The sequence below is a fragment of the Cupriavidus sp. H18C2 genome, assembly GCF_049393795.1.
Classification (GTDB): Bacteria; Pseudomonadota; Gammaproteobacteria; order Burkholderiales; family Burkholderiaceae; genus Cupriavidus; species Cupriavidus pauculus_C.
The window spans coordinates 809014-824965 of record NZ_CP186011.1; the positions used below are offsets into that span (position 1 = coordinate 809014).

The window sequence follows — 15952 nt, forward strand, 5'->3', positions numbered from 1 at the left end:
ATGGCGGCCGGCATCGCGTCGTTCCGCATGTACAACGCCACGCCGGCCGTCGCGGCGGCGTGGCAGGCCCTGTTCACGCGGGTGTTTACCGACCTGTCCTGGCCGGTGGCAATCGTGCCGCACGCCTGGCCCGCGCCGCTGCCCGAGCTCTGGCAGCGGCCGGACCTGGTGTGCGGCTTCATGTGCGGGCTGCCGTTCGCGCAGCGCGTGGCGCCCGTGGTGCCGCTGGTGGCGCCGGTGCCATCGCCGGCCGCATACGGCGGCCAGCCGCGCTACCGCAGCGAACTGCTGGTGCGTGCGGATGCAGGCTGGCAGCACATCGACGACACGTTCGGCCACCGCATCGGCTGGATGGCGCGCCATTCGCAGTCGGGCTACCACGCGGCGCGCCACCTGCTGGCGCCCAGCGCCCAGACGCATGGCGCGCCGCTGTTCCGTGCCTCGGTCGGCCCGCTCGACACGCCGATGCGGGCGCTGACGGCCTTGCGCGACGGCGAGATCGACGTCACCGCGCTGGACAGCTATTTCCTCGATCTGCTGCGCCGGCACGCGCCCGACCGGCTCGACGGCCTGCACACCGTAGCCTGCACGCCGTGGACGCCCAATCCGCTGCTGGTGGCGTCCGCCACGCTGGACGACGCCGCGCGCGCGACGCTGATCGACCGGCTCTGCGGCCTGCACGCCGACGCTGCCTATGCGCCGCTGCTCGACGCCGTGCTGGTGGCGCGCTTCGTGCGCCCCGACCCCGCCGCCTACGCGCCGCTGGCCGTGGCGGCAGCCAGCAACGACGGCGGCTATCCCGAACTGGCCTGACCCTGCGGCGGCTCGCGCCACGTTAGAATGGGCGCGACCGCCCCCAACCCGCCGAACGGACCGCCCCCCGCCATGTCGTCCACGCCGATGAGTTTCGAAGATGCCATCCGTACCGCCGGTGTCGGCAAGTTCCAGTACCGGCTGTTCGTGATTTTCGGGCTGGTGTGGATGGCCGACGCGATGCAGGTGCTGTCCATCGGCTTCAGCGCGCCGTCGATTGCCGCCACCTTCGGCGTCACGGTGCCGCAGGCGCTGCAGACCGGCACCGCGTTCTTCGTCGGCATGCTGATGGGCGCCTTCTGCTTCGGCCGCATTGCCGACCGCATCGGCCGGCGCCCGGCGCTGATGCTGGCCGTCATCATCGACGCGGCCTGCGGCGTGGCCTCGGCCTTCGCGCCCAGCCTGGGCTGGCTGATGGTGCTGCGGCTGCTGACCGGCATCGGCGTGGGCGGCACGCTGCCCGTGGACTACACGATGCTGGCCGAATTCCTGCCGCGCGACCGCCGCGGCCGCTGGCTGGTGCTGCTGGAATCGTTCTGGGCGCTGGGCACCATCTGCCTGGCGATGCTGGCCCTGGCGGCCGGCGCCCACGGCAACGACGCCTGGCGCATCATCTTCTTCGTCACCGGCATTCCGGCGCTGGTCGGCCTGATCCCGCGCATGTATGTGCCCGAGTCGCCGCTGTTCCTGAACCGCAACGGCAAGTCGGAACAGGCGCGGCAGGTGCTGGAGCGCGTGGCGTCCACCAACGGCCGGCGGGTGTCCATTCCCCCGCTGCAGTCCGAAACCCCCGAGCGGGCGTCGGTCTTCATGCTGTTCGGCGCCACGTTCCGCCGCCGCACCGTGGGGCTGGTGCTGGCCTGGCTGCTGATCTCGATTGCCTACTACGCGGTGTTCGTCTACCTGCCGATCCGGCTCAGCAGTTCCGGCTTTGGCTGGATGCGCGGGCAGGTGTTCCTGGTGGTGCTGGCGCTGGTGCAGCTACCCGGCTATGCGCTGGCGGCCTACGGCGTGGAGCGCTGGGGCCGCAAGCCGACGCTGATCGGCTTCCTGCTGCTCAGCGCGGCCGGCTGCATGCTGTACAGCCTGGGGACGTCGACCACGGTGGTGGTGGGCTCCACGCTGCTGATGAGCTTTGCGCTGCTGGGCACCTGGGGCGCGCTGTACGCGTTCACGCCCGAGGTCTACCCGACCAACCTGCGCGCCACCGGCATGGGCACGGCCGGCGCCGTGGCCCGCTTTGGCGGCCTGTTCGCGCCGGCCATCATCGCCCCGGTCATGGCCACGCACTTCACGCTGGCGCTGGCGATGATTTCCGCCATGCTGGCCGCGGCGGCGCTGGCGGTGGGGTCGGTCAACGTGGAATCGCGCAACCGGGCGCTCGACTGACGGTTTTGCCTTGCGCAGCAGGCCCCGGGCGCCTACCTTGGCTCAGGGGTTGCGGCATGCGGCGGCGGCCCCCGCCCCTGGGAGCCCACCAATGAGAAAACTGATCGTCTCCACCTTCGTCTCGCTCGACGGCATCATGCAGGCCCCGGGCGGCCCCGAGGAAGACCCCGCCGGCGGCTTTGCGTTCGGCGGCTGGACGTTCCCGTTCTGGGACGACACCATGGGCCAGGACATGAAGGGGCTGGACGGCAAGGACCGCGAGCTGCTGCTGGGCCGCAAGACCTACGAGATCTTCGCCGCGTACTGGCCGTACCAGCCGGCCGACGACCCCATCGCCAGCACCTTCAACGCCACGCGCAAGCACGTGGCTTCGCGCACGCTGACGTCGCTGGAGTGGGACAACGCGGCGCTGCTGCAGGGCGACGTGGCCGCCGCGGTGGCCGCGCTGAAGGCCGAAGCGGGCAAGGACCTGCAGGTCATCGGCAGCGGCAACCTGATCCAGACGCTGCGCGCCGCGTCCCTGGTCGACGAATACAACGTGTGGACCTTCCCGGTGGTGCTGGGCCACGGCAAGCGGCTGTTCGAGCCCGATACCCGGCCCGGGGCGCTCAAGCTGGTGGAATCGCGGACGTCCGGCTCGGGCGTGGTGATGAGCACCTACGTGCCGGCCGGCGACGTGCCAGCCGGGTCGTTCGCCCAGGCCACGCCCAGCGCGCGGGAGCTGGCGCGGCGCGAAAAATGGCAGCGCGAAGCCGGTTGAGCCCGCGCTGGGCGCTCGGTGCCCGGCTCAGTGCTCGGTGGTCCGCAGCAGCGACGTGTCGTAGCCCAGCGCGGCCACGCGCCTGACCAGGAAGTCGGCCAGTTCCGGCGACGGCCGGGCGTCGCGCGTGAGGACCCACAGGAAGCGGCCGGACGGCTCGCCGACGATGGACCACGCGTAGTCGTCGCAATGGTCGAGCACCCAGTAGTCGCCAAAGAAGAACGGGCCGAAGAACGACACTTCCAGCTTGGCGTTGCCGCTGCCCGGCACCACGCGGGCACGGCCTTCCGAGACCCGCGCTTCGCCGCCAGCGCAGCCTTCATGGCAGGTGTTGCGCACGCCGATCAGGCCGTCGTCGCGCAGCGTGTATTCGGCGGTCACGCCTTCGCAGCCACGCTCGAAGCCGTTCTCGTAGCGGGCGTACTCGTACCACTGGCCCAGGTAGCGGTCCAGGTCCACCGCCTTGGCCGGTTCGGGCACGGCCACGTTGCCGCGCTTGCCGCCCGAGAACTTGCCATACGCCTTGGCCGCGAACGCGGCGCCCACCAGGGCCACGCCGGCTGCCGCCAGCGGCATCATTGACTTTCTCACGGTCCACCTCCGGGATCAGATCGTCGGAAATCTCGACATTCCCGTCGATTCTGCGGCGCGCGGCCGTTGCCGCTGCATCGGACGCCGGCCGGCACGGCGCGTCGGAGGATGCTGACTCGCTGCCCGCCGGACGCGCAAAAGTGCGCTGCGGCCCGCCTGCGGGCAACAAAAAAGGGCACATCCGGCGGACGTGCCCTTTTCCATCGCATGGCGCTGCGCGGCGTCAGAACTTGTGACGCACGCCCACCAGCACGCCGGTCTGGTTCTTGCCCGGCAGCGTGGTGCCAAAGCCGCCCGTGCCCAGATCCGAGCCGTCCTTGTTGCGCGTGTAGGCCAGGTTCAGGTACGCGTCGGTGCGCTTCGAGAACGAATAGTCAGCCGACACGACGAACAGCCACGGATCGGCGCCCGAGTTGCGGAAGTCCTGGTAGTAGGCCGCGCCGGTCAGCGACCACGCCGGCGTGACGTCCCACTGCGCGCCAGCCCAGTACAGGTTGGCGGTCTGCGACGCGGGCGCCGTCATGAAGCGCGCGTAGCGGTAGCCCAGGTACGGCTTGACCGGGCCGATCTTGTAGTTGGCGGCCACGGCCACCTTGCGGGTCTTGTCGTCGCCGGTGGCCACGGTGTTGCCGCGCAGCTCGTCATAGACCACGGCCACGGCCAGCGCGCCGCTCTCGTAGGCCAGGCTGCCGCCGAATTCGCGGCCCACCTTGTAGTTGCCCGGCACTTCGCCGTTGACGCCGGCGGCGCCGTCGTAGCCCGTGCTGTACATCAGCTTGGCCGCGATCGGGCCGAACTTGCCGGCGTACTTGACCGAGTTGTCGGCACGCGACTGGAACGACGGGTCCTGCACGCCGATCGAGTAGCGCGTGGAGATGCCCATCGGGTCGTACTGCACGCCAAAGTCATACATCGGCGTGTTGTGGCGGCCCAGCGACAGCGTGCCGTACGTGCTGCTCAGGCCCACCCAGGCCTGGCGGCCGAACAGGCGGTTACCCTGGCCGCTGCGGCCGTCGTCGATGTTGAAGCCGCTTTCCAGCGCGAACACGGCGCTCAGGCCGCCGCCCAGGTTCTCGGTGCCACGCAGGCCCCAGCGCGAGCCCGACAGGTTGCCCGACTGCATGCGCACCGCGGTGTTGTCACCGGCGCCGGCATGGTTGACGAATTCCACGCCCACGTCGGCCACGCCGTACAGCGTGACGGAAGTCTGGGCAAACGCTCCCCCGGCGAACAGGCCGCTCACGGCCGCCGCCATCCACATCTCTCTCTTCTTCATGACTCTGGGGTCTCCCCTCGTTGAAAAAACACTCGTCGGCCCGGCTGTGCCGGGCCTGCATGCTGCTGTCGCTGTGTACGTCCCCGTTCCGCGCGGCGGCCGATCGCATATTTCAATGCGTTACAGCCGTCGGTTCGGATGTATCAGGGATGCGACATTACATCATGTAGTGATGCATGGGGAGCCCGTTGCGGGAAATCCCTGAGAGGAAGGCCGAAGTTATACCGCGCGGTCAGGACGCGGTATCGGCCGTGGATGCCTTGCGGACGCTGCCCGCGCGCGTGGCGAACCAGCAGAGGATGGATCCGGCGCAGACCATTGCCGCGCCCTTCCAGAACGCCAGCGACAGCGGCGCCTGCAGCAGCGTGGCGGCCAGCGCCGCCGACACCACCGGGATGAAGTAGGACGCGCCGGCCAGCACGGTCACGTTGCCGTGCAGGATGCCGACGTTCCACGCGGCGTAGCCAAAGCCCATGGCGCAGGCGGCCAGCGCCAGGTACAGGCAGCCGGCGGCGCTGAACACCATGGTCTCGCCGCCGGTGAACAGGTACTTGCCCCACAGCACCAGCGCGGTCAGCATGAAGAACAGCGTGACGGCGTTCTTGCCCTGGGCGATGCGGGCCGTCACCGTGCAGTAGCCGGCCCAGATCATGGCGCCGCAGAACGACAGGCCGTAGCTGAGCGGATTGTCGCGGATATTGGCCGCCATGCCGGCCGGGTCCAGCCCCTGGTCGCCGCCCAGCACTGACGCGATGCCTAGCAGCGCCACCGCAAAGCCGGGCACGATCAGCCAGTTGGCGCGCTGGCCGTTGAACAGGATCGCGGCCAGCATCGTGAAGCTCGGCCAGAGGTAGTTGACCATGCCGACCTCGATGGCCTGCCGGGCGGTGTTGGCGTAGCCGATCGACAGCGACAGGCAGACCTCGTACGACACGAACAGCAGGCTGCCCCAGACCAGATAGGCGCGCGGCAGCGCACGGACGCGGGCCGGGCCCACCGTGAGCCAGAGCAGCACCGACGCAACCGTGTACATCAGCGCCGCGCCGCCCGTGGCGCCAAAGCTCTGGCTGACGCCGCGGATCAGGCCGACGATGGCGCTCCAGAGCACGATCGCGACAAGGCCGATCAGCGTGGCCTGGGTTCTACCGGGAGTGACTGCCATGGGACAAAAAGCGTTGACGAGGGCGGAAGGAGCGGCATTTTACTTGGCTGGCCGGGCGCCATGTCGATCCAAGTAAAATGCCGACCATCGATCGACAGGAGGTGTCCCCGGATGTCCCGCTTCAAGACCATGCCGCTGGCCGTAGCCGCCGGCATGGCCATCCTGGCGGCCACGGCCTGCTCCAACGAGGAGCCCGCCGCGCCCGCCACCCCCGCGCCGCCCGCCGCGCGCAGCGAACTGGAAGCGGCGGCCGCGCTCGTGCCGCATCTGGACGAAGCCGTGCTGCGCAACACGGCCGACTATTGCAGCCGCCACGCTCCGCGCACCCGCGCGGCGGTGGAAGCCGCCTGGGCCGGCTGGCAGGCCCGCAACGCGGCCCACATGGCCGTGTCGCGCCAGTACCGCGCGCGGCTGGAAGCATCGGCCGCCCATGGCAGCACCGAGGAAGAACGCCGCGCCAGCCAGGAATTGCTGACCCAGAACGCGATGCTGATCGACAGCTTCACCAACCAGCAACTCGACGTGATGCGCGTGGCGCTGGAACACGGCGAACGGCAGGTCATCGCCGAGCTTTGCACCGAGCAGTTCGCCAAGGTGGCGGCCGGGGAGTGGGATATCCGGCAGCGAGACCCGGAAATCGCCGCGCTGCTTGACGCCGGCGCGCCGGCCGACGCAACCCGGCCCTGACTGCACACGCTGCCATCCCCCGCGCGGCCAATCCGCCTCCCGGATCGTCGAATCGCCAGATTGCCCACCTCGATTTGATCGAGGACAAATGATGGCGTGACCCGCTCTTGCACACTGGCGGGCATGCCATCGACACCCCCCACCCCCCGTCGCGCCAGCCTGGCGCCGCTGTCCGCGTCCGACCTCCCCCGCCAGACCCGCCACCCCACCCGCCGCCTGCCAGCGCTGACCGGCCTGTTCAGCGTGACCTTGCTGGTGGTCAATACGCTGCTGTGCTTTGTGCCGATCGTCCTGCTGGCGCTGGTCAAGCTGGCCGTGCCGACGCGCGCGGTGCGCCGGCGGCTGGACCCGGTGCTGAACGGCATCGCCACCTACTGGATCTCGTGCAATACGCGCTGGATCGCCCGGCTGCAACCGGGCATCTGGACGATTCACGGCAACAGCGGGCTGCGGCTCGACGACTGGTACCTGGTCAACTGCAACCACCAGACCTGGGTCGACATCTTCGTGCTGCAGGCCGCGCTGAACAAGCGCATCCCGCTGCTGAAGTTCTTCCTGAAGCAGCAGTTGCTGTACGTGCCGTTCATCGGCCTGGCGTGGTGGGCGCTCGATTTCCCGTTCATGAAGCGCTACAGCAAGGCGCAACTGCGCCGCAAGCCGCAGCGGGGCCGCCAGGACCAGGAAACGGCCCGGCGCGCGTGCCAGAAGTTCCGGCTCGTGCCGACCAGCGTGATGGTGTTTGCCGAGGGCACGCGGTTTTCCGAGGCCAAGCGGATCGCGCAATCGTCGCCGTATCGCCATTTGCTGAAGCCACGAGCCGGCGCGCTGGCTACCACGCTCAGCGCCATGGGCGACCAGTTCCGCTCGATGATCGACGCGACGATCGTGTACCCCGACGGCGTGCCGAGCTTCTGGGACCTTGCCTGCGGCCGCGCCGGGCGCATCGTCGTCATGATTCGGCAGATTCCGATCCCGCAAAGCTTCTGCGGCGGCGACTACGGCGCCGATCCGGTCTTCCGCGCGGATTTCCACCATTGGCTGGCACAGCAATGGGAAGAAAAGGATCGCGCGATGGCCGCGCTGGTCGACTCGGACGCTTCTGAGCGAATTTAAGATTTTTCCGATTCCACGATGAGAATCGTCTCCCCTACACTGGGTTTGCCCGTGCAATGCGGGTGACCCAACGGAGTCCAGGGTTGACCCTCCCCTGCGCTCATCTTCGGTGCCACGCGGATCCCCGCCGCGTGGCATTTTTTTCGTCCCGGCCGTCAGCGCTGCGGATCAGAATCTTCCGACTCCAGCAGACAACGACCGGCGCGGGCCCGCGCCATTTGCGGTACCCTCGCGGCCACTGGCGGGCCCTTGCCCGCCGCTTGTTTTGACGACTTGCAGACTCCATGGAACAGCCTTCGGCCGATCCCCACATTGACGCCGCCGAACGCGCGGCGCTGTACCGCATCCTGGCGCTGCGGCGCGACTGCCGCCATTTCACGCCGGGCCCGCTGCTGCCCGACGACCAGCTGGCGCGCCTGCTCGATGCAGCCAACCAGGCGCCATCGGTCGGCCTGATGCAGCCGTGGCGCTTCATGCGCCTGAGCACGCCGGCGTGGCGCGCGCGGCTGGCCCCACTGGTGGAAGCCGAGCGGCAGGCCACGGCGCAGGCGCTGGGGCCGCGCGGCGACGAATTCCTGCGGCTCAAGGTCGAGGGCATCCGCGAGGCCGCCGAGCTGCTGGCCGTGATCCTGGCGCCCGACGACGGCACGGTCTTCGGCCGCCGCAGCATGCCGGTGGAGATGGCCTGGGCGTCGGCCGCCTGCGCGGTTCAGAACCTGTGGCTCGCGGCGCGGGCCGAGAACCTGGGCCTCGGCTGGGTCTCGATGTTCGACCCCGACGCGCTCGCGCGCGAGCTGGGCCTGCCGCCCGGCGCCCGGCCGTTCGGGCTGCTGTGCCTGGGCCCGGTGCCGGCGTTCTATGCCGCGCCGATGCTGGAGCAGGAAGGCTGGCGACAGCGGCAGCCGCTGGAACGGATTCTCTGGGGCGGATCGCTGGCGCCCTGCCCGGACGGCAAGTCCTGAGCCGCCATACCGATCCGGCGTCACGCAGGCCGCCCGCATACGGATCTGGTATACCATCGCGGCTGCGCCCCATCCCCCCAGCCCCCGCGATGAAATTCAAGGAAATCCAGGCATTCCAGGCCGTCATGCGGTCCGGATCGATGACCGCCGCCGCGGCGGAATTGCACACGTCGCAGCCGAACGTCAGCCGGCTGATCGCCCAGCTCGAATACGGCACGGGGCTCACGCTGTTCACGCGCACGGCCGGCCGGCTGGTGCCCACCGAGGAAGGGCTGGCCTTCGTGCGCGAGGTGGAGCGCGCGTTCGTAGGGCTGGACGCGCTCAAGGACGCCGCGCGCGACATCCGCCAGTTCGGCAAGGGCCGGCTGCGCATCGCGTCGGTGCCGTCGCTGGCCATGACCGTGCTGCCACTGGTGCTCCAGCGCTTTCATGCCGACTACCCCGACGTCCACGTGGCGATGGAAACCGGCAGCACCCAGCTGGTGGCGGACCGCGTCGGTGGCCGCTACTGCGACCTCGGGCTCGTCTCGTACCTGCCACCGGCCGCCGTCACCGACGCGCAGCCCGTGGCAGACCTGTCCGGCTGCTGCGTGCTGCCGCCCAGCCACCGGCTGGCCAGCCACGACGTGATTACCCCGGCCGACCTTGCCGGGGAATCGTTCATCTCGATGAGCCATGGCGACGGCCTGCGCGCCGCCGTGGACGCCGCCTTTGCCGCCGACGACCGCCGCGTGCTGCACTTCGAGACCCCCTACGGCGCCACGATCTGCCGGATGGTGGGGCTGGGGCTCGGCGTCGGCATTGTCAATCCGCTGGTAGCCCGGCTGCACCTGAACGAGGTGGTGGTGCGCCCGTTCGCGCCACGCATTCCGTTTGTCAGCTACCTGCTGCTGGCCCGCAACCGGCCCGCCAACGTGCTGGTGGACCGCTTCATCGCGGAGATGATCGCCGGCATCGCGGCCGAAACGGCATCGCTGCCGGCCGAGCTATCAGGTTTTGGTATGGACGCCTGACAGACTCGTATTTGCGCGGGGGCCACCCGCGTGCGCATACTCGCTCGCAGTGACACGCTTGCGAGTACGACATGAATTCCAGCAGGGCCCAGGGCCCGCAACATCCCCACCGGAGGCGCCGCTGATGGCTGCCGCCTCCCCCCGTTTCCCGGTCTTCGACGTGGCCGTCGTGGGCGGCGGCCTGGTCGGCTCGGCCGTGGCCTACGGCCTGCGCGACCACGCCGGCACCATCGCCGTGCTGGACGAAGGCGACATCGCGCTGCGCGCATCGCGCGGCAACTTTGGGCTGGTCTGGCTGCAGAGCAAGGGCTACGGCCTGGGCACCTACAGCCGCTGGACGCTGAACTCCACGCGCATGTGGCCGCGCCTGGCCGCGCGGCTGGCGCAGGAAACCGGCATCGACGTGGCGCTGGAACAGAAAGGCGGCCTGACCCCGCTGATGGGCGACTACGAAGTGGAAGCGCGGCTGGCGTGGGTGCAGACGCTGATGGCCCAGCCCGGCGTGGAACCGTACGAGTGGAAGCTGCTGGACCACCACCAGGCCGCCTCGCTGGTGCCGGGGCTGGGGCCCGACGTGACGGGCGCGATCTGGACGCCGCACGATGGCATCGTCAACCCGCTCAAGCTGCTGCGCGCGTTCCATACCGCGTTCAGCACCAGCGGCGTCCAATACCTGCCGCACCACGGCGTCACGGCCATCGAGCGGCAGCCCGGCGGCGAATTTGCGCTGACCACGCCGCAAGGCGACATCCGCGCGCGCAAGATCGTGCTGGCCGGCGGCTTGCGCAACGGCGACCTGGGCCGCATGGTCGGCATCGACCTGCCCATGGCGCCGCAACGCGGCCAGATCCTGGTGCTGGAGCGCACGCGCCGGCTGCTGGACACGCCGATGGTCACGCTGCGCCAGAACGACGAAGGTAGCTGGCTGGTTGGCGATTCCCAGGAAGACGCGGGCTATGCCGAGCAGGTCACCACGCTGCCGGTGCTGGCGACGCTGGCCGACCGCGCCGTGCGCACGCTGCCCGCGCTGCGCGATGTGCGCGCGGTGCGCGCGTGGTCGGCCCTGCGCGTGCGGGCCAAGGACGGCTTTCCGGTCTACGAGCAGTCGCCCACCCAGCCCGGCGCGTTCATCGTCACCTGCCATAGCGGCGTGACGCTGGCCGCCACGCACGCGCTGCACCTTGCCCCGATGATCGCCGCCGGCGCGCTGTCGCCGGACCTGGCCCCCTTCTCGACCCGGAGATTCCATGTTCAGACGCATTGACGCCGCCGAACCGGCCGGGCGCCCCGTACGGCTTACCGTGGACGGCGTGCCGCTGGCCTGCCGCGAGGGCGACAGCGTGGCGGCGGCCCTGTTCGCGGCCGGCGTGCTGGCGTGCCGCGACACCGCCGTGTCGGGCGCCGCGCGCGGGCCCTATTGCATGATGGGCGTCTGCTACGACTGCCTGGTCCGCATCGACGGCCGGCCGAACCAGCAGGCATGCATGACCCGCGTGCGCGACGGCATGCGCGTGGAGCGCCAGATCGGCGCGCGCGAGGTGGCGGCATGAGCATCGACGTGACCAACTGCGACGTGCTGGTGGTGGGCGCCGGCCCGGCCGGGCTGGCGGCCGCCACGCAGGCGGCGGCGCTGGGCCTGTCCACGGTGCTGGTCGACGAACAGCCAGCCCCGGGCGGCCAGATCTATCGCGCGATCACCAGCACGCCCGTGCAGGACCGCGCGATCCTGGGCAAGGACTACTGGCATGGCGAGGCCCTGCTGGAACCCTTCGCCCGCAGCGGCGCGCGGCACATTGGCGCGGCCACGGTCTGGTCGATCAACGCCCGCGATCCGCAGCCGGACGGCGCCGCGGCAGGCTTCGAGGTCGCGTACTCCGTGGCGGCGCCCGGCAACGACCCGCAGGCCGCGCTGCTGCACTGCCGCCACATCATCCTGGCCACCGGCGCGCAGGAGCGTCCCTTCCCGATCCCCGGCTGGACGCTGCCCGGCGTGATCACGGCCGGCGCGGCGCAGATCCTGCTCAAGACGTCCGGCGTGGTGCCCGATGGCCGCACCGTGCTGGCCGGCGGCGGGCCGCTGCTCTACCTGCTGGCGTACCAGTACCTGCAGGCCGGCGTCCGGCTGGAGGCCATCCTGGAGACGACCGACAACGGCCAGTGGCGCCACGCGCTGCCGCACGCCTGGGGCTTCCTGCGCTCGCCGTACCTGCGCAAGGGCCTGACGATGCTGCGCGCGGTGCGCAAGGCCGTGCCGATCGTCAGCAACGTGACCGCGCTGGAAGCCATTGCCGGCGACAGCGGGCTGGTGGCCGAACTGCGCTACGAAGCCGGCGGGCAGCGCCGCACGCTGGCCGTCGACCAGGTGCTGCTGCACCAGGGCGTGGTGCCGAATACGAACCTGTCGCGCGCCATTGGCGCCGAGCATGTCTGGAACGACCGGCAGGACTGCTGGGAGCCGCAGGTGGACGGCTGGGGCGCCACATCGGTGCCGCATGTGAGCATCGCCGGTGACGGCGCCGGCATCGCGGGCGCCATGGCCGCCGAGCACCGGGGACGCATCGCCGCGCTCGGCGCCGCCGCCGCGCTGGGTGCCATCGGCACCGCCGCGCGCGACGCCAGTGCCGCGCCGCATCGGGCCGCGCTGGCCCGCGCCACGCGGGGCCGGGAATTCTTCGAGGTGCTGTACCGCCCGCTGCCCCAGTTCCGCCGCCCGGTGGGCGACACCATCGTCTGCCGCTGCGAGGAAGCCACGGCCGAGCAGGTGCGCCACGCCGCGCGCATCGGCTGCCAGGGGCCGAACCAGCTCAAGGCGTTCCTGCGGTGCGGCATGGGCCCGTGCCAGGGCCGCTTCTGCGGGCTGACCGTGACCGAGCTGATTGCCGACGAGCAGCAGCGCCATCCGCGCGACGTGGGCTACTACCGGCTGCGGTTCCCGACCAAGCCGGTGACGCTGGGCGAGATCGCCACGCTGCCGCAGACGCAGGCATCGCGGGACGCCGTGGTGCGATTCAAGAAGTAACGCAGCACCCATACCTATCGAGCGGGACCGGCGCAGGCCGGATCCCGCCAGCCAGACCAGCACAGCGACGCGCACCCTGAGAGCCACCCCAACCTTCCAACGAGACTCAACATGGCGTTTACCAAGATCGTCCCCGCTCTCGCCCTTGCGCTGGCCGCTACGCACGGCCTGGCGCAGGAGCTGCCCCCCGGCCCCATCCGCATGCTCGTCGGCTTTGCGCCGGGCGGCGGCAACGACGTCATCGCGCGCACGGTGTCCACGCAGTTCCAGATCAACACCAAGACCACGATCGTCGTGGAGAACAAGCCCGGCGGCGGCAGCACGCTGGCCACGGCCGAGATGGCGCGCGCCCGGCCGGACGGCTCGGTGCTGCTGCTGGGCTCCGTGGGCGGGCAGGCCATCGCGCCGTCGATCTACAGCAAGCTGCCGTACGACCCGGTCAAGGGCGTGCAGCCCGTGTCGCTGGTGGCCCGGTCGGCCAATGCGCTGGTGGTCAACAACGACCTGCCCGTCAAGACCGTGCAGGAGTTGCTGGCGTACGCCCGCGCCAACCCCGGCAAGCTCAACGTCACGTCGCCCGGCAACGGCACGATCTCGCACCTGTCGGCCGAGCTGTTCAAGAGCATGGCGGGCGTGTCGATCACGCACATCCCGTATCGCGGCGATGCCCCGGCCATGCAGGACGTGATGGCTGGCCAGGCGCAAATGACGTTCGCCAGCCTGCCGTCGGCCAAGGCCGGCGCCGATACCGGCAAGGTGCGCATCATCGCCGTGACCGGCAGCAAGCGCGTGGAGACCATGCCGAACGTGCCGACCATCGCCGAATCGGGCGTGCCCGGCTACGAGGTGGTGTCGTGGTACGGCGTGTTCACCACCGGCGGCACGCCGATGCCCACCGTGAACCGCCTGGCGCAGGAGATTGCGGCCGTGGTGGCGCAGCCGGCCATCCGCGACACCATCGCCAAGCAGGGCATGGAGCCCAGCGCGCTGGGGCCGGTGGAATTCACGCAACTGGTGAACCGCGACACCCAGAAGTGGGAAAAGGTCGTCAAGGCCGTCGGCATCAAGCTGGACTGAGCGGCGGCCCGGTGGCGGGATAGAATCCAGCCTCCGATCCTCGTCGATCTCCCTCCACGGGCGCCCCCGCCGCACGCGATGTCGAACCAACGCTGGGCCTTGCACTGGCCCGTCGTCCTGGCCTGTACGCTGGGACTGGGCTGGCTGCTGCAGCCGGTGATCGCCACGGCCAGCGTGCTGGTGGCGGCGATGGCCTGCGGCATGGCCGCCGGCTGCCTCGACGTCCGCCTGCGCATCGCGCCCCGGCTCACCGCCCTGGCGCAGGCGCTGACGGGCACGGCCATCGCCAGCACGCTGCATCTTTCCGAACTGCTGGAAGCGGCATCCGACGGACTGGTGGTGCTGGGCGTGGCGCTGACCATCGGCAGTGCCGCGCTGGTCGGCTGGCTGCTGGTACGGTATTCGCGGCTGCCCGGCACGACCGGCGCGTGGGGCAGCCTGCCCGGCGCGGCGTCGATCATGGGCGCGCTGGCCACCGACAACGGCGGCGACGGCATCCTGGTCTCGCTGATGCAGTACCTGCGCGTGGTGCTGGTGGTGGTCACCGGGCCGCTGGTGGCCCATGCCATCGTCGATGCCCAGCCGCTGGCGCCGGCGGCGCTGACAGCGGCCACGCCGCTCGCCGGCACGCCCTGGCAGATCGGCACGCTGGCCGCCTTCGGCATCGCGGCGCTGGGCTGCTGGATCGGCACGCGCTTTCGCATCCTGGCCGGCGCCTTTCTGGTGCCGATGGCGCTCGGCGCCGCGTGGGTGACCGCCGTGCCGGTGCCGGTGGTGGTGCCCGCCCCGCTGCTGGCCGGCTGCTTCGCGGTGCTGGGCTGGACCATCGGCCTGCAGTTCCGGCGCGACCTGCTGCGGCCGCTGGTGGCATCGCTGCCGGTCATGCTGGCCGCCATCGTGGCGATGATGGCGCTCTGCGCCGCGGCCGCATGGCTGATCTCGGCCACCGGCGACGTCAGTTTCCTGACCGCCTACCTGGCTACGTCGCCCGGCGGCGTCGAATCGATCGTCGCCATCGCGCTGGGCACGCACGCCGACATGAACTTCGTCGTCGCCACGCAGACGCTGCGGCTGTTCTCGGTGGTCGTCTGCGGGCCGTGGATTGCGCGGCGGATTGCGCGCGGCATCGGCCGGGACATCGCCGGCACGCCGTGACGCGCCCGCACCCGGCTCACAGCCCCAGGCAGACGGCCCCGGCCGCCACCACCACGCAGGCCACCCAGCGCGCGGGGCTGACCGCCTCGCGCAGCCATACCCGGCCGATCAGCACCGCAAAGACCACGCTGGTTTCGCGCAGCGCCGACACCATGCCCATCGCCCCGGCCTGCAACGCCCAGATCACGATGCCGTAGGCGGCCACCGACACCAGCCCGCCGCCCATCGACGACACCGCCGACCACGGCGCCGTGCGGATCGGCGCCCAGAACGCCTCGCTGCCGCGCGCCGCGACGAACAGCACCGGCATCAGCCAGTAGAACAGGAACATCCACGCGGCGTAGCTCGCCGCCTGCCCGCCGGAGACCCGCACGCCGATGCCGTCGATCACGGTATAGAGCGCGATGATGGCCCCCGTGGCCAGCGCCGCCCACACGCCCGCGCCGGACACGCGGCGCCCCTGCAGCGCCAGCGCGATGATGCCGCCCGAGATCATGACGATGCCCAGCGCGTGCACGGGCCGGATCGCTTCCTGCGCGAACAGCGCCGCGCCCAGCGCGACCAGCAGCGGCGACGAGCCACGCGCGACGGGATAGGCCACGGCCAGGTCGCTGCGGCGGTAGGACCGCACGAGGCTGACGTTGTAGACGATGTGCACGAGCCCGGACGCGACGATGTACGGCCAAGCGGCCGGGTCCGGCAGCGGGGACGTCAGCACCACCGGCGTGGCCACGGCCGCCATCGCGACGCTCATCCACGTCATGGACCAGAAGCGGTCGCGATTGCCGTGCAGCATCGCGTTCCAGCTCGCGTGGAGCACCGCGGCCAGCAGGACGGCACCGCCGGACAGACTCAGCATGGGGATCCCCAGGGGCAACGAAGCGTGCAGGTTATCTATCTTGTAGCCGCGCGACAAACCAGATAAATTGGCCGCT

At 70.5% G+C, this 15952-nt stretch carries 16 protein-coding genes; 12 read left to right on the plus strand and 4 right to left on the minus strand.

Annotation, left to right across the window (positions count from 1 at the left end; genetic code table 11):
- The 3 genes from EPAKOI_RS20185 (at position 1) to EPAKOI_RS20195 (ending at position 2962) form a co-directional block, all read left to right on the plus strand.
- Complete coding sequence (locus tag EPAKOI_RS20185) at positions 1 to 813, plus strand: phosphate/phosphite/phosphonate ABC transporter substrate-binding protein (protein WP_423194548.1); 813 nt, start codon at positions 1 to 3, stop codon at positions 811 to 813.
- 72 nt (positions 814 to 885) lie between these two features.
- Positions 886 to 2202, plus strand: coding sequence for an MFS transporter (locus EPAKOI_RS20190; RefSeq protein ID WP_423194444.1), 1317 nt, complete (start codon positions 886 to 888; stop codon positions 2200 to 2202).
- A 91-nt stretch (positions 2203 to 2293) separates the two neighbouring features.
- Complete coding sequence (locus EPAKOI_RS20195; RefSeq protein WP_313836181.1) at positions 2294 to 2962, plus strand: dihydrofolate reductase family protein; 669 nt, start codon at positions 2294 to 2296, stop codon at positions 2960 to 2962.
- A gap of 27 nt (positions 2963 to 2989) precedes the next feature.
- Here EPAKOI_RS20195 and EPAKOI_RS20200 read toward each other — a convergent pair whose 3' ends face one another.
- The 3 genes from EPAKOI_RS20200 to yddG all read right to left on the minus strand — a co-directional run bounded on the left by EPAKOI_RS20200 (position 2990) and on the right by yddG (position 5991).
- Entirely contained in the window at positions 2990 to 3538 is a 549-nt protein-coding gene (locus EPAKOI_RS20200; RefSeq protein WP_423194549.1) for a lipocalin family protein, read from the minus strand.
- A gap of 238 nt (positions 3539 to 3776) precedes the next feature.
- A complete protein-coding gene (locus tag EPAKOI_RS20205; protein WP_313836180.1) occupies positions 3777 to 4829 on the minus strand; it encodes a porin in 1053 nt (350 codons plus the stop codon).
- A gap of 232 nt (positions 4830 to 5061) precedes the next feature.
- Positions 5062 to 5991: an aromatic amino acid DMT transporter YddG gene (gene yddG, locus EPAKOI_RS20210; RefSeq protein ID WP_423194445.1), complete on the minus strand. Its 930-nt coding sequence runs from the start codon at positions 5989 to 5991 to the stop codon at positions 5062 to 5064.
- Between the two features lie 111 nt (positions 5992 to 6102).
- Between yddG and EPAKOI_RS20215 the strand changes: the two genes are divergently transcribed.
- From EPAKOI_RS20215 to EPAKOI_RS20255, 9 genes are all read left to right on the plus strand, one after another.
- Positions 6103 to 6678 carry a hypothetical protein gene (locus EPAKOI_RS20215; RefSeq protein ID WP_124686514.1) on the plus strand — a complete coding sequence of 192 codons (576 nt, stop codon included), beginning with the start codon at positions 6103 to 6105 and terminating at the stop codon, positions 6676 to 6678.
- A 123-nt stretch (positions 6679 to 6801) separates the two neighbouring features.
- Positions 6802 to 7791 carry an acyltransferase gene (locus EPAKOI_RS20220; protein ID WP_124686513.1) on the plus strand — a complete coding sequence of 330 codons (990 nt, stop codon included), beginning with the start codon at positions 6802 to 6804 and terminating at the stop codon, positions 7789 to 7791.
- Positions 7792 to 8075: 284 nt separating this feature from the next.
- Positions 8076 to 8753 (plus strand): 5,6-dimethylbenzimidazole synthase, encoded by a 678-nt coding sequence (gene bluB, locus EPAKOI_RS20225; protein WP_423194446.1) that lies wholly within the window; start codon positions 8076 to 8078, stop codon positions 8751 to 8753.
- Positions 8754 to 8842: 89 nt separating this feature from the next.
- Positions 8843 to 9766: a LysR substrate-binding domain-containing protein gene (locus EPAKOI_RS20230; protein ID WP_423194447.1), complete on the plus strand. Its 924-nt coding sequence runs from the start codon at positions 8843 to 8845 to the stop codon at positions 9764 to 9766.
- A gap of 124 nt (positions 9767 to 9890) precedes the next feature.
- A complete protein-coding gene (locus EPAKOI_RS20235) occupies positions 9891 to 11030 on the plus strand; it encodes an NAD(P)/FAD-dependent oxidoreductase (RefSeq protein ID WP_423194448.1) in 1140 nt (379 codons plus the stop codon).
- Entirely contained in the window at positions 11014 to 11316 is a 303-nt protein-coding gene (locus EPAKOI_RS20240; protein ID WP_124686509.1) for a (2Fe-2S)-binding protein, read from the plus strand. Before EPAKOI_RS20235 ends, EPAKOI_RS20240 begins: the two co-directional genes overlap by 17 nt.
- Positions 11313 to 12785, plus strand: coding sequence for an FAD-dependent oxidoreductase (locus EPAKOI_RS20245; RefSeq protein ID WP_423194449.1), 1473 nt, complete (start codon positions 11313 to 11315; stop codon positions 12783 to 12785). Before EPAKOI_RS20240 ends, EPAKOI_RS20245 begins: the two co-directional genes overlap by 4 nt.
- Before the next feature lie 111 nt (positions 12786 to 12896).
- Positions 12897 to 13862 carry a Bug family tripartite tricarboxylate transporter substrate binding protein gene (locus EPAKOI_RS20250; protein ID WP_253700220.1) on the plus strand — a complete coding sequence of 322 codons (966 nt, stop codon included), beginning with the start codon at positions 12897 to 12899 and terminating at the stop codon, positions 13860 to 13862.
- A gap of 78 nt (positions 13863 to 13940) precedes the next feature.
- Complete coding sequence (locus EPAKOI_RS20255) at positions 13941 to 15017, plus strand: AbrB family transcriptional regulator (RefSeq protein WP_423194450.1); 1077 nt, start codon at positions 13941 to 13943, stop codon at positions 15015 to 15017.
- Between the two features lie 16 nt (positions 15018 to 15033).
- On the opposite strand, the gene EPAKOI_RS20260 is transcribed toward EPAKOI_RS20255, so the two are convergent.
- Positions 15034 to 15876: an EamA family transporter gene (locus EPAKOI_RS20260; protein ID WP_423194451.1), complete on the minus strand. Its 843-nt coding sequence runs from the start codon at positions 15874 to 15876 to the stop codon at positions 15034 to 15036.
- Between the last annotated feature and the right edge of the window lie 76 nt (positions 15877 to 15952).